15 protein-coding genes are annotated in these 14245 nt (G+C 45.8%); 7 read left to right on the top strand and 8 right to left on the bottom strand.

All coding sequences use genetic code 11. The features are described from left to right. Positions 1-149: 149 nt before the first annotated feature. Positions 150-410 (bottom strand): DUF3012 domain-containing protein, encoded by a 261-nt coding sequence (locus tag B9J84_RS09410; protein ID WP_017050233.1) that lies wholly within the window; start codon positions 408-410, stop codon positions 150-152. A gap of 306 nt (positions 411-716) precedes the next feature. On the opposite strand from B9J84_RS09410, the gene rbsD reads away from it, so the two are divergent. The 6 genes from rbsD to B9J84_RS09380 all read left to right on the top strand — a co-directional run bounded on the left by rbsD (position 717) and on the right by B9J84_RS09380 (position 6716). Continuing rightward, positions 717-1136: a D-ribose pyranase gene (gene rbsD / locus B9J84_RS09405; RefSeq protein WP_013868176.1), complete on the top strand. Its 420-nt coding sequence runs from the start codon at positions 717-719 to the stop codon at positions 1134-1136. Between the two features lie 20 nt (positions 1137-1156). Further along, the gene (gene rbsA / locus B9J84_RS09400) at positions 1157-2662 is read left to right on the top strand and encodes a ribose ABC transporter ATP-binding protein RbsA (protein ID WP_013868175.1); all 1506 of its coding nucleotides are present in this window, start codon (positions 1157-1159) and stop codon (positions 2660-2662) included. Between the two features lie 11 nt (positions 2663-2673). Continuing rightward, complete coding sequence (gene rbsC, locus B9J84_RS09395; protein ID WP_010320544.1) at positions 2674-3642, top strand: ribose ABC transporter permease; 969 nt, start codon at positions 2674-2676, stop codon at positions 3640-3642. Positions 3643-3715: 73 nt separating this feature from the next. Next, positions 3716-4594 carry a ribose ABC transporter substrate-binding protein RbsB gene (gene rbsB / locus B9J84_RS09390; RefSeq protein WP_010320543.1) on the top strand — a complete coding sequence of 293 codons (879 nt, stop codon included), beginning with the start codon at positions 3716-3718 and terminating at the stop codon, positions 4592-4594. Between the two features lie 177 nt (positions 4595-4771). Continuing rightward, on the top strand, positions 4772-5692 hold the full coding sequence (gene rbsK, locus B9J84_RS09385; protein ID WP_026027770.1) for a ribokinase: 921 nt from the start codon (positions 4772-4774) through the stop codon (positions 5690-5692). 16 nt (positions 5693-5708) lie between these two features. Beyond that, positions 5709-6716: a substrate-binding domain-containing protein gene (locus tag B9J84_RS09380; protein ID WP_094124015.1), complete on the top strand. Its 1008-nt coding sequence runs from the start codon at positions 5709-5711 to the stop codon at positions 6714-6716. A gap of 45 nt (positions 6717-6761) precedes the next feature. On the opposite strand, the gene B9J84_RS09375 is transcribed toward B9J84_RS09380, so the two are convergent. Continuing rightward, entirely contained in the window at positions 6762-7385 is a 624-nt protein-coding gene (locus tag B9J84_RS09375; protein WP_094124014.1) for a DsbA family protein, read from the bottom strand. After that, positions 7379-8242, bottom strand: a complete 864-nt coding sequence (locus B9J84_RS09370) for an MBL fold metallo-hydrolase (RefSeq protein WP_013868170.1) — start codon at positions 8240-8242, stop codon at positions 7379-7381. Before B9J84_RS09370 ends, B9J84_RS09375 begins: the two co-directional genes overlap by 7 nt. Positions 8243-8352: 110 nt before the next feature. Between B9J84_RS09370 and B9J84_RS09365 the strand changes: the two genes are divergently transcribed. Beyond that, a complete protein-coding gene (locus B9J84_RS09365; protein ID WP_094124013.1) occupies positions 8353-9255 on the top strand; it encodes a LysR family transcriptional regulator in 903 nt (300 codons plus the stop codon). A gap of 53 nt (positions 9256-9308) precedes the next feature. Here the strand turns inward: B9J84_RS09365 and B9J84_RS16225 are convergent, their stop codons facing one another. From B9J84_RS16225 to B9J84_RS09345, 5 genes are all read right to left on the bottom strand, one after another. Further along, on the bottom strand, positions 9309-9449 hold the full coding sequence (locus tag B9J84_RS16225) for a hypothetical protein (protein ID WP_010320537.1): 141 nt from the start codon (positions 9447-9449) through the stop codon (positions 9309-9311). Between the two features lie 133 nt (positions 9450-9582). Then, positions 9583-11031, bottom strand: a complete 1449-nt coding sequence (gene gnd / locus B9J84_RS09360; RefSeq protein WP_017044907.1) for a decarboxylating NADP(+)-dependent phosphogluconate dehydrogenase — start codon at positions 11029-11031, stop codon at positions 9583-9585. 13 nt (positions 11032-11044) lie between these two features. Continuing rightward, complete coding sequence (gene pgl / locus B9J84_RS09355; protein WP_013868167.1) at positions 11045-11761, bottom strand: 6-phosphogluconolactonase; 717 nt, start codon at positions 11759-11761, stop codon at positions 11045-11047. Then, complete coding sequence (gene zwf / locus B9J84_RS09350) at positions 11758-13260, bottom strand: glucose-6-phosphate dehydrogenase (protein WP_026027771.1); 1503 nt, start codon at positions 13258-13260, stop codon at positions 11758-11760. Before zwf ends, pgl begins: the two co-directional genes overlap by 4 nt. Positions 13261-13616: 356 nt before the next feature. Continuing rightward, the gene (locus tag B9J84_RS09345; protein ID WP_029189963.1) at positions 13617-14129 is read right to left on the bottom strand and encodes a hypothetical protein; all 513 of its coding nucleotides are present in this window, start codon (positions 14127-14129) and stop codon (positions 13617-13619) included. Positions 14130-14245: the final 116 nt, after the last annotated feature.

Genomic DNA, 14245 nt, shown 5'->3' with positions numbered 1-14245 from the left:
CTGATATTACTATTAAATTACAGTAATAATCATATAGTGGGTTAAAATACCTTACGTCGTTTTTGAGGATCTTATTAAATTAAAATTTTTTAAATAAATGATGAGATTTAAAAGAGCCAACATAGCTAGGCTCTTTATTTAAACCAATCCTAAAAAATACAATGCTTAGCGAAGTCGCCAGCCTCATTCGCTGTCCAATCACCTTTTGGCTTGTCTTTCATATCTTCACACCACGCGTCGCTGCCAATTTGTGATTGGAAGACACAGTGCTTTGCATAATCCACCGCCTGTCCGGCGTTCCATTCGCCTTTTGGTTTCTCTTTCATATCTTGACACCATGCTTCGCTGCCCACTTCTGAGCAGGCGGCGAGTGAGAATGCAGTAAACAATACCAAGGCTATTTTTTTCATGTTTGAGTTCCAAATGGATGCGATTTTTGTTCGGAGTGACTATACCGAAAATCACGGTCTCAGTGTTAATCCTATGCTAAAAATGGGCATCTAATGACAAATCACTCAGTGATGGTCCTCACTCTTTTTTACTCCTCAGTTCACTAATCAACGATCAAAATCACATTACCTATTTTCGCATCGTGCAAATTATTTTTGCTACGCTAGGATTCATCGAAACGTTTCGATGAGATTTTCTTGAACGATTCAAGAGTGATAGAAAGGTGTCAAAAAGCGAAACATAAAGCCTAACGTGAAGGTATAACAATGAAAAAAAGTACCCTATTAAACTCGGAACTCTCTTACTTGGTGGCTACTTTAGGGCATACCGACGAAATCACAATTTGTGATGCAGGTTTGCCCATTCCCGATGAAGTGCAGCGTATTGATTTAGCATTAACTCACGGTATTCCCGGTTTTATTGACACGGTCCGCGTGATTCTTTCTGAATCTCAAATTGAAGGTGTGATCATTGCTGAAGAGTTTGCACAAGTAAGCCCTGAGCATCACAAAGCGCTGCTTGCTGAGCTGAAAGCGGAAGAGGAGTTGTGCGAGAAAGCGATTGCTGTCACTTACCTCTCTCATCAAGATTTTAAAGAGCGCACTATGCGCAGCCGAGCCGTAGTAAGAACTGGCGAATGCACGCCGTATGCGAATGTTATTTTTCAAGCAGGCGTCGTGTTTTAAGCCGCGATTGAGGATCCACTATGACTCAAGCAATTTTAGCGCTCAGTGAGATTGAAAAAGCGTTCCCCGGCGTGAAAGCACTCGATAAAGCTAGCCTCAATGTTTACCCCGGCCGTGTGATGGCGTTGATGGGCGAAAACGGCGCGGGTAAATCAACCTTAATGAAAGTGTTGACGGGTATCTATTCATTGGATGCGGGTTCTATCACTTACCAAGGAAAACCAGCCGCCTTTAAAGGCCCACGAGATTCACAACAAGCGGGCATCAGCATTATTCACCAAGAGTTGAATTTGATTCCGGAATTAACCATTGCTGAAAACATTTTTCTGGGTAGAGAGATAACCGGTGCGATGGGGCGAATTTTATGGAATGAAATGTACCAAGCAGCCGACAAACTACTGGCTCGCTTAAATGTTAAACACAGCTCCAAGACCTTGTTGGGTGACTTAAGCCTTGGTGAGCAACAGATGGTTGAGATTGCAAAAGCGCTCTCATTTGAGTCGAAAGTGATCATCATGGATGAACCGACGGATGCGCTGACGGATACCGAAACTGAATCGTTATTTAATGTGATTAACGAGCTGCGTGAACAAGGTTGCGGCATTGTTTATATCTCACATCGGTTGAAAGAAATTTTTGAAATTTGTGACGACATTACCGTGTTACGTGATGGCAAATTCATTGGCCAGTGCAAAGTGTCTGACACCAATGAAGATGGCCTGATTGAGATGATGGTCGGCCGGAAATTAGAAGAACAGTACCCACGTATTGAGGTAAAGCACGGCGACACTTGCCTTGAAGTGATAGGCCTCACGGGCTCAGGTGTGCATGACATTAATTTTACGCTCAAACGAGGTGAAATCCTCGGTGTCTCGGGTTTGATGGGCGCAGGGCGCACTGAATTAATGAAAGTGATTTACGGCGCGCTGCCCAGTGAGCGAGGCGTGATTAACCTTGAGAACAAAACCATCAACCCAGTCAGCCCACAAGATGGCCTTGCAAACGGTATCGCGTATATTTCAGAAGATCGCAAAGGGGACGGTTTGGTTCTTGGCCTGTCGGTGAAAGAGAACATGTCACTGTGTGCGTTGAATAAATTTAGCAAAGGTGTACAGATTCAACACAGTGATGAAGTCATCGCAGTGGAAGATTTCATTCGCCTATTCAACATCAAAACGCCATCTCGTGATCAAATCATTGGTAATTTGTCCGGTGGCAATCAGCAAAAAGTAGCGATTGCGAAAGGGTTGATGACACGTCCCAAAGTCTTGATTTTGGATGAACCCACACGCGGGGTTGACGTGGGAGCCAAAAAAGAGATTTACCAATTGATTAACCAATTTAAAGCCGAAGGGATGAGCATTATTTTGGTTTCGTCAGAGATGCCAGAAGTGCTAGGGATGAGTGACCGAATTTTGGTGATGCATGAAGGTCGAATCAGCGGCGAATTCAGTGCCAAACAAGCCAACCAAGAGATTCTACTCGCCTGTGCGGTAGGCAAAAAGATCAATGAGGAAGCAGCATGAGCAGTAACAGCATGAGTAATTCAACCCAAACTAACCGCAGAAAATGGATCAGTAAAGAGTGGCTCATTGAGCAAAAATCACTGATTGCTTTGCTTTTTTTAGTGGTCGTTGTCTCTTTTTTAAACCCCAATTTCTTCACGGTTGACAACATACTGAACATTTTGCGCCAAACCTCAGTCAACGCCATTATCGCTGTGGGGATGACCTTGGTTATTCTAACGGCAGGTATCGATTTGAGTGTTGGCTCGGTACTGGCGTTGTGCGGCGCTTTTGCTGCAACCATGATTGGTCTTGAGATTCCTGTCATTATCGCAGTCCCTACAGCGTTACTTGCTGGCGCGGCACTGGGTGCGATTAGCGGCATCATTATCGCCAAAGGTAAAGTGCAGGCGTTTATTGCCACCTTAGTCACTATGACCTTACTGCGTGGTGTGACCATGGTTTATACCGATGGGCGTCCAATTTCGACAGGTTTTACCGATACTGCAGATGCTTTTGCTTGGTTTGGTACAGGTTACGCGTTGGGTATTCCCGTTCCGGTGTGGATGATGGTGGTGGTCTTTGCTGCGGTTTGGTACTTACTTAACCATACACGTTTTGGCCGCTATGTTTACGCGCTAGGTGGCAATGAGTCTGCGACGCGATTGTCAGGCATTAATGTGGATCGCGTGAAAATTGGTGTGTACGCCATCTGTGGTCTATTGGCTGCGCTGGCTGGCATTATCGTCACGTCTCGCCTCTCTTCTGCGCAACCGACTGCTGGTATGGGTTATGAGCTGGATGCCATCGCTGCCGTTGTACTTGGTGGTACCAGCTTGATGGGTGGTAAAGGACGCATTATGGGCACGTTAATTGGGGCGCTGATCATCGGCTTTCTTAATAACGCGCTGAACCTGCTTGATGTCTCTTCTTACTACCAAATGATTGCGAAAGCCGTGGTTATTTTGCTCGCGGTACTCGTGGATAACAAAAATAAGTAACACGATAGAAAACCTCCGTTTTAAAGCGAGCCATATTAGCTTTAAAACGGCCCCTACAAAAAGGACTATAAAGATGAAAAAACTTGCAACTTTAATCTCTGCTGCTCTACTTTCCACCACTGTCTCTGTGGCTGCGCATGCGCAAGACACCATGGCAATTGTACTATCCACTCTGAACAACCCATTTTTTGTCACCATGAAAGATGGCGCAGAAGCGAAAGCGAAAGAGCTAGGCTACAACCTGATCGTCTTGGATTCACAAAATGATCCAAGCAAAGAGCTATCAAACGTAGAAGACTTAACCGTTCGTGGCGTTAAAGCGATTTTGATCAACCCAACCGATTCTGATGCCGTCTCTAACGCCATTCGTATGGCCAACCGCGCTAAAGTGCCAGTGTTGACACTGGATCGCGGTGCAAGCCGTGGTGATGTTGTGAGCCACATCGCTTCTGATAACGTAGTCGGTGGTGAAATGGCCGGTCACTTTATCGTCGAAAAAATCGGTGCAAAAGCCAAAGTCATTCAACTGGAAGGGATTGCCGGCACATCGGCCGCTCGTGAGCGTGGAGAAGGTTTCATGAACGCGGTGAAAGGCAGTGAAATGGAACTGCTTGCTAGCCAGCCTGCTGATTTTGACCGCACTAAAGGTTTGAATGTAATGGAAAACCTGCTAGCGGCAAACCCAGATGTTCAAGCCGTATTTGCCCAAAATGATGAAATGGCATTGGGTGCACTTCGCGCCGTTCAAGCATCAGGCAAAGAGGTGATGATCATCGGTTTTGATGGTACCGACGATGGTATCGCGGCGGTAGAACGCGGCCAACTTGCTGCGACTGTTGCTCAACAACCAGACATGATCGGTGCACTTGGCATTGAAACGGCCGATAAAATGCTAAAAGGCGAACAAGTGGATGAGTACATTCCGGTTCCTCTAAAAATCATCAGCAAATAATCTTTGCTGTAGGTAGCTCTTTACTGGCTCGTAGAGAGCTACCTCTTCTCTATAACCCCTCAGCCATTAATAACCAGTAATCAGGCTCGATAGGTTTGTTTTTTCGGGTGAAGCCACAAAAGCCAAACCTCTCCAGCTCTATTTCAAACATGTTCACTCATGAACAAAGGACAAATTATGAATCAGTTAGTGGTATTAGGTAGTGTTAACGCTGACCATGTTTTGCAAGTGCCTTCATTTCCTCGCCCGGGCGAGACGCTGCATGGTCGTCATTATCAAGTTATTCCCGGTGGTAAAGGGGCCAACCAAGCTGTAGCGGCCGCGCGATTAAAAGCGGACATTGGTTTTATTGCCTGCGTGGGTGACGACGCATTCGGTATCAATATTCGTGAGAATTTTAAGCTCGATGGTATCAACATTGCGGGAGTTAAAATGCAGCCCAATTGTCCGACGGGCATTGCGATGATCCAAGTCTCGGACAGCGGAGAAAACAGCATCTGTATTTCGGCAGAGGCGAATGACAAGCTGACGGCTGATGCCATTGAACCGGATTTAGCCGCCATTGGTGCGGCCAAATATTTATTGATGCAACTGGAAACGCCAATCGATGGCATTATTAAAGCTGCGCAAATCGCCAAACAAAATCGTACCAATGTGATTTTAAACCCAGCGCCTGCCCGAGATCTGCCTGATACTCTGCTAGAATGTGTCGATGTGATCACACCAAACGAAACGGAAGCGCAGCGCTTAACGGGGATCACGGTTGATGATGATCACACGGCGCAGTTAGCGGCCAATGAACTGCATAAAAAAGGGATTGAAATCGTCTTGATCACCTTAGGTGCAAAAGGCGTTTGGCTAAGCCAAAATGGGCGTGGTCAACTGATTGCTGGTTTTAAAGTCGATGTGACAGACACCACCGCGGCAGGTGATACGTTTAACGGTGCTTTGGTAACGGGTTTGTTGGAAGATATGCCTTTAGAATCAGCCATTAAATTTGCGCATGCTGCGGCAGCCATTTCTGTTACCCGTTTTGGCGCGCAAACCTCAATACCCACCCGAGTAGAAGTGGACGCGTTTCTCGCTCAGCATCAATAGAATAGGAAAAACAGACATGGCGACAATGAAAGATATTGCAAGATTAGCCGGCGTATCCACGTCTACCGTCAGCCATGTCATTAATAAATCTCGCTATGTGAGCAATGAAATTGCTGAGCGTGTCAATAAAGCCGCGCAAGATCTGAACTATGCCCCGTCAGCATTGGCTCGCAGTCTCAAAATGAACCGAACGCGCACCATTGGTATGTTAGTGACCACTTCGACTAACCCCTTTTTTGGCGAAGTGGTCAAAGGGGTAGAGCGCAGTTGCTATCACAAAGGTTATAACCTTATTTTGTGTAATACCGAAGGGGATAGCCAGAGGATGCAAGCCTCTATCAACACGCTGCTGCAAAAGCGCGTTGATGGCTTACTTTTGATGTGTTCCACCTTAGAAGGTGAGCGGATTGACGTTTTTGAACGCTACCCAGATATCCCTGTCGTGGTGATGGATTGGGGCCCAATGCTCTTTCCTAGCGATAAAATACAAGATAACTCTTTACGTGGTGGTTATATTGCGGCGAACTATTTGATTGAGTGCGGTCATAAAGAAATCGGTTGCATTACCGGGCCATTGATTCGACATCAAGCTCAAATGCGTTATGAAGGCTATAAGCGCGCTGTCTTGGAAGCAGGTTTGGACATTTATCCCAATTGGATTGTGGAATCCGATTTTGAATGTGAAGGTGGCTACGAAGCGTTCAATAAAATGTTAGCTAAAGGGCCATTGCCGAGTGCGATTTTTGTCTCTAATGACATGATGGCAATGGGTGTGATTAATGCAGCTAATGAAAAAGGGATCCGCATTCCTGAAGATCTTTCGCTGATGGGGTATGACGATATTCACATCGCCCGTTTTATGTCGCCAGCTCTAACCACTATTCATCAACCCAAATATCGTTTAGGTAAAGCGGCAGTTGACACCTTACTTGCCCGTTTAGAAAACGAAGCGCTCGAACCGCAAATTGTCCAATTAGAGCCGACTTTAGTGGTGCGTAAAAGCATCAAAATGATGAACAAGTAGATGGAAAAATCCCTCTCTTTTCTAAAGAGAGGGATGAGGCACTAATTACTGAGTCATATTTTTCCAGAAATCAGCCCATTGCTGCGGTCGATTATAGAAATGGCTAACAGATACGGTTCGCCATTGCCCCTCTGCTTCATACACAATCGAGGGAAAACCAGAAAGCTGATATTGCGCCATTAAGCTTTGCGTCTGCTCTAACTGCTCTGGTAACTGAGCTTTGGCTTGCTCCATCGCTTGTTCCCATTGATTTGGCTCTAGGTCAAGCGATTGGGCTAACAGTGTCAATGTTTCAGTATCGGCCACAGGTAAACCTTGCTGGTAGTGCCCTTGTTGAATGCTTTTGAGCATAACACTTGGCGATACACCGAGTAATTGCGCTGCAATAATGGCTTGAGCAGTAACGTATGAGTCCAATATCACGGTTTCGCCACTTTTGATTTTGGCGATGTAACCTTCCCCAAATACGGCTCCTGTTTGCTGAGCAATGCGCTGATCAGCTTGCAGTACATGTTGGCGAAAACCATCTGAAAGAGGCGATCGCTCGATCATTCCACCCGGATGAAGGTGCAGTTTGACTCCGCTCATTTCATTCAACTGCTGAATCAGAGAGGTTGCTCCGTAACACCAGCCACACATTGGGTCGAAAATATAGTGGACGTTTACCATTTCATCTCACCCATATGAACTTTGGCACCAATTTCTAAAGCCATTGGTAGGCCAGCATTAGGGTAAAGGTTTTGCATGGTTTGAATTAACTGAGCGCTGTCTTTGCTGTTTGCTTTGGCTTTAGCAAAATCCATAAGATATTGTTGTGCAAATTCAATTGAAGAAGCATCAAGCGCTGTTCCAGAAGTCATATGCCCCGGGATCACTACGTTTGGTTTGAGTGCTTTCATTTGATCAAGTTGTTGCGCCCAAGCTTGGCGGCTCGCATCACTTTGTGCATCAGCCATCCATAAATGAACATTTCCGTATACCGCGACGTTACCTAAAATCGCTTTATTGGCTGGTATCCATAAATAAGGACGATGCGCTAATGCTCCATCCGCATCGCGAATTTCAATAGTTTGCCCATCAATGGTTAAGGTTTTGCCATTATAAGCCGTTGGTAGTATTGGTTTTACAGGGGCATTTGCACCCATTTTTGGAGCCCAAAATGCCAGTTTACCTTCGAGTTTTTCTGCAATCGTTGCACGTACGCCAGGCGTCGTCAGCACTTTCGCTTGTGGAAACATGTCATGCAGTACTTCAGCGCCAAAGTAGTAATCAGGGTCAGCTTGGCTAATAAAAATCGTGGTTAGGTTTTTGCCAGAGTCGAGTACTTTTGCTGCAATACGGAGTGCGTCGGCTTTAGTAAAGCCAGTGTCAACCACCATCGCTTCTGTTTCGCCATAAACCAAAGTGGAGTTGACATGGAAGCTATTGCCATCTGCATTGTAGACGTCAAGTGTCAAAGGTTGTTGTGCTGCAAACGCGGTGCTGCTGATGAGTGTGGTTGCTGTAAGTAGAGTCAGTGTTTTCATGATTATTTATCCAAAGAGTATGTTATCGGTTCAGGAGCTATCATACGAATTAGACTTGTTCGGATATATAGCTAATAATTGACATCATTGTTTCTTAATTAGAACTAATCATGGACAAACTCACAGCAGCTCAGGTCTTTTTAGATATAGCGATTACCCAAAGTTTTACGGCGACAGCGGAACGGCTGGATATTTCTCGTCCTATGGTGACTCGGCATGTTGAAACCATGGAAACTTGGTTACAAGCTCGGTTATTAAACCGAACCACACGAAAAGTATCGCTCACATCAGCAGGAGTTCAATGCCTAGACGCGATAAAATTATGGGTCGAGCAAGCGCAGCAATTAGAACATCAGTTGATGGATCAACAGTCGTTATCTGGAAAAATCCGGATTGCGACCAGCATGTCGTTTGGCTTTTCTCAACTGATCCCGGCCGTTAAACCTTTTTTGAATACGCATCCAAATATCGAAATTGATATTGATGTACAGGATAAAACCGCAGATTTGATTGCAGAGCGAATTGATTTAGCGATCCGTATTGCAGCCGATCCCGATCCTTCTTTAATCGGGCGCCCTATCGCCCAATGTGATTCTGTATTGGTTGCCTCTCCTGAGTATCTCATGCGCTGTGAGCCAATACTCACACCAAGCGATCTCTCACAGCATCGTTGTCTTGGATACAAAAACTTTGAGCGACATATTTGGCATTTAAAACAAGATGATAAGCATCAATCGGTGGAGGTGCCATGCCAGCTAACTGCGAATGAAGCCACCACTTTGTTACATGCGGCTATCCACGGGATGGGCGTTGCTTTACAGCCGACTTATCTAGCCAAGGGTGCGTTAGAAAGGGGGGACTTACAGCAGGTGTTAGCGCATTGGCAACCGAAGAAAATGGACATTTACGCTTTATATCCTTCTCGGCGTCATTTATCACCCGCTGTCAGAGCTTTGATTGATCACTTAAAGGAGTATTTCATGAATCATGATTGGCAAACGATATGCCTATAGATGAGGTAGAGAGGAGTGATAAGCAGAGCGTGTTGCCACACTCTGCTTATGGATTATGCTACTGCGCCTTGTTTCTGCGCTTGTTGCACTAATGCCTGACGTTGAGCTTCCATAGCAGATTGAACTTCATTTTCCCTATGAGTGTCTTCTTCCACAGCCTGTGGGACAAATACATAGAACTTATTGATGGTCATCTTTGGATCTCATGTAGTTTTGGAAACAAAAAAATAGAGGATGTTAACCTAGTTAACATCCTCCATGACGGTCAAATTATAGGCGTAGATGAAGGGGCTTAGCTAGTCCTTTTTTCATCGTAAGCCGAATTTTTTATACGTCGTAAGTGGTAGACGCCGTATTTCCGCCTGTACCAGTCCAGTTTGTGTGGAAGAATTCACCACGTGGACGATCAGTACGCTCATAAGTGTGAGCACCAAAGTAATCACGTTGTGCTTGCAGTAAATTAGCCGGTAAGCGAGCGGTGGTGTAGCCATCTAAGAAAGTGAGCGCGGAGGTCATACATGGCATTGGAATGCCGACTTCCATTGATTTGGCCGCTACTTTACGCCAAGCCGCTAGGCAGTTATCCAAAATGCCCTTGAAGTAGGCATCTGAACCTAAGAAGGCGATTTCTGGGTTAGCTTCGAACGCATCACGAATGTTGCTCAGGAATGCGGAGCGGATGATACAACCACCACGCCACATCAATGCCACGTTACCGTAGTTAAGATTCCAACCATTCTCGTTAGACGCTTGGCGCATTAGCATAAAGCCTTGTGCGTAAGAGATGATCTTAGACGCAAGTAGCGCTTGACGAAGTGCATCAACCCACTCTTGTTTATCACCTTCGATCTGCATATTGCTCTTACCAAACAGCGCTTCGGCGGCAACACGTTGATCTTTCAATGCTGAAAGGCAACGAGAGAAGACTGACTCAGTGATCAGCGTCAGCGGAATACCCATATCGAGTGCGTTAATGCCCGTCCATTTCCCTGTGCCTTTTTGGCCAGCAGTATCGAGGATTTTCTCAACCAGAGCTTCACCATCTTCGTCTTTGTAGCCTAAGATATCAGCGGTGATTTCCACTAGGTAGCTATCGAGCTCGGTCTTATTCCAATCAGCAAACACTTTTTGCATTTCATCATGGTTTAAACCCAAGCCGTCTTTCATAAACTGATAAGCTTCGGTAATTAGCTGCATGTCGCCATATTCGATACCGTTGTGTACCATTTTAACGAAGTGGCCCGCGCCGTCGTTACCCACCCAATCACAGCAAGGTTCACCAGCTTCGGTTTTTGCTGAGATACCTTGGAAAATTGGCTTCACGGCTTCCCAAGCTTCAGGTGCGCCACCTGGCATGATAGATGGGCCAAAACGTGCCCCTTCTTCGCCGCCAGAAACGCCTGTACCGATAAAGTGAATACCTTTTTCACGCAGTGCTGCAACACGGCGGTTGGTATCTGGGAAGTTCGTGTTACCACCGTCGATAATGATGTCACCTTTATCGAGTAGCGGAACCAGTTGGTCGATGAAATCATCCACGACTTGGCCCGCACGCACCATCAGCATCACTTTGCGAGGTGTCGCCAGTTTATCGACTAACTCTTGCAGTGAATAAGCACCAACAATATTGGTGTCTTTCGCTGGACCTGCTAGGAACTCATCGACTTTTGCCGCGGTACGGTTGTGAGCTACAACCTTAAAACCGTGGTCGTTCATATTTAGGATAAGGTTTTGGCCCATCACTGCTAGGCCGATTACACCGATATCACCTTTCATTTATTTCTCTCCTTCACGCAATCTTTGTTGCGGCATCTGAATCTAAAAACCACTCTGTTTCGCCAGTTGTTGATTTAACTTTGGCAGCCGGATAAGGAAGATCCTCGGCTTTCGTGGTGTGAATTTCGTGTACGATCTCGGCTTTACCTGAGCCAAGAACGAGGTAACTAATGCGTTTTGCAGCTTCCAACACTTTCGCTGTTTTAGAGACACGAAGTTGGCCTGATTCCGGATGCGTTGCCACTAAAGATAAATTCTCATCCTCGTAGTCGGTCACATTAGGGAACAGGGATGCCGTATGGCCATCTGCGCCAACACCGAGCAAAATCCAATCAAAAACAGGAGTACCGTTGACGGATGGAATAACTTTTGCCATCTCATCGGCAAAGCGCTTAGCTTCGGTTTGTGGATCATCTTCGCCGCGAATACGGTGAATATTTTGAGGTGGAATGTTCACTTGGCTAAACAGCAGTGTATTGGCTTCACCAAAGTTGCTTTCGGCATCGTCAGGAGCAACACAGCGTTCATCACCCCACCAAAAATGCAGGTTTTGCCATGCAATCGCCTGTGCATAAGGTTCACTGGCCAATAATTTGAACAGCATTTTGGGTGTGCTGCCACCGGAAAGGGAGATATGAACTGGCTGACCTTGCTCGCTATAGCGTTGCATTTCATTGGCGAGCGTTTCAACCACCTGTTCTGGGGTTTGAAAAATTTTATGATTGATCATAATTCGCAGTAATCCGTATCGGTCAAGTTTTTACACGGGAAGCGCCACGCGCGGCCATCATTGTGTAGCAGCAAATCAGACTCTTTTGGTCCCCACGTGCCACAGGCATAGCCAAACAGCGATTGAGGGTCTTGTTTAAAATCCAAAATAGGTTGCACGAACTTCCAACACGCTTCTACGGCATCGGTACGCGCAAATAAAGTTGCATCACCGTTGAGCGCATCCAAAAGGAGCCGTTCATAAGCGGTCAACATCTTGGTTTCTTCCAGTGATGTGTAATGGAAGTTCATGGAGACTTCTTTGGCTTTGAAGCCCGCACCTGGCTCCTTCAAACCAAAGCTCATTTGAATGCCTTCATCGGGCTGAATGCGGATGATGAGCTTGTTTTCAGGGGCATTTTGCCCAAAAACAGGGTGTGGCGTACGCTTAAAGTGAATGACCACTTCGGTGACGCGCGTTGGTAAACGTTTACCTGAACGCACATAAAATGGCACACCATTCCAGCGCCAGTTATTAATAAACATTTTCAAACCGACATAAGTTTCAGTGCGCGAATCTGCTGCCACACCATGTTCATCACGGTAACTGGGTAAAAACTGGCCACGAACTTCCGATTCCGTATATTGCCCAAGTACGAGGTTGTGGCGTAGGTCATCATCAGAAAGCGGTTGCAGGCTTTGCAGCACTTTATTGACTTCGTTACGAATTGAATCGGCATTAATGGCGGCTGGTGGTTCCATGCTAACCATAGCTAACACTTGCAGTAAATGGTTTTGGAACATATCACGCACCGCACCAGAACCGTCGTAATAGCCACCGCGTTCTTCGACGCCCAAAAATTCTGCGCCTGTAATTTCGACATAGTCAATGAAATTGCGGTTCCACAAAGGTTCGAACATCCCGTTAGCAAAACGGAAAACCAACAGGTTTTGTACCGTCTCTTTGCCTAAATAATGGTCGATACGGTAGATCTGGTGTTCTTGGAAATGGCGATGAATTTCGATATCAAGGCTTTGAGCCGATGCGAGGTCATAACCAAACGGTTTTTCGATGATCAAACGCTTCCAACCTTGCGCTTCGCTATTTAATCCATGCGCTGCGAGATTGGCCGGGATGACGCCATAAAGGCTCGGCGGCGTCGCGAGATAGAACAGAGTGTTGCGTTGCGTGAATTGGTATTGCTCAGCCAAAGAGTCAAGACGCGTGGCGAGCTGCGCGTATTCTGCAACATCTGAAGTATTGATCGCTTGATAATGCAAGTGCTCGCAAAAGGCGTCGAGAATATCTGGGACGGTCTTTTCCATTTCCTGAAGAGAGCGCTTTAATTTTTCACGGTATGACTCATCGCTGTATTGGGTTCGGCTGACACCCAGAATAGCAAAGGATTTCGGCAGTTGATCACTGGCGAACAAGTGATACAGAGCAGGTATAAGCTTGCGATAGGTTAAGTCGCCTGAAGCACCAAAAATCACAATACTGCTGTTTTCAGGTATTACCATCATCTTTCCCTTAAAAACGAGGTATTTAGCATGCGCCAACGGTAGCAGCGTCATGCAAAAATAGAAAATAGGCTCTAACTATAATGTCGATAGTTAAAACCAATGCGCTCCTCCAAAAGTGCAGAACGCAGTCCAGGGATCGCCCCTAGACTCGGGTGCGTATTGTCTACGACAATTTGACATACATCAACTATTGATAACGCAATCGATTAAATTCTCATGCCATCTCGATACATTTTCAGGGTGAGAGGTTAGGTTCTGCTTAAGTCTCATCCCTTGACTACAGCACGTTACTTATAGCGGCTGTGAATGATCCTAGGTGGTCAGTCTTATCCGGAATGGTAACTCTATGGTGATTATTCAGTTGAACAATGACAGTTTGACGACGGAACTTGCGCTTGTACTTGGTTATAACGTTTGAGTTGGCTGAAATAGTGATGCGCTTTTTGTACGTGTTCGAACTCCAACATCCAAGTCGCGCTGCGCTGCGCTGAACAAAAAGCAGCCATATGTTTTAGCAAGTCATCGCTTTGTTTGGTGAGTACGTTGGCAAGGCGGTTAACCAAGGCATTGGGCTCAATCGCAGTAAACTGCAGCAGAGCATAAGATTGATTTAAGACATCAAAGGCTTGTTTATGCTGGCCCAAGTGGTTGAAAATTTCAGATTGAGAAACAGCAGCATCACATAGCCCAGAGATCAAGCACACCAACTGGCAAGGTTTTGTATGTTCGCAGTTTAGCGCTGATTGAATATGGCTTGGCATATGATGCAGTACATCTTCAAACAAACAGTGTGCTTGTGGCCAATGCCCCTGCGCTAATAGTTGTTCAGCCTTGAGATAGCTTGTCCAGCACTGTTGTAAGTCCATACTCAATTCTCCAGAATGACGGCGTTCACTTATTTAAATGCAATTTATTATCAAATGCAAACAATTGTTATTTGCGATTTTAAGTGTGGTGATTGTTTATTATTTGTTCGGTTAAA

It is taken from the genome of Vibrio sp. V03_P4A6T147 (assembly GCF_002241085.1).
GTDB classification, from domain to species: Bacteria; Pseudomonadota; Gammaproteobacteria; order Enterobacterales; family Vibrionaceae; genus Vibrio; species Vibrio anguillarum.
Note: the sequence above shows the minus strand (reverse complement) of the source record. Positions and strands in the feature narration are given on the sequence as shown.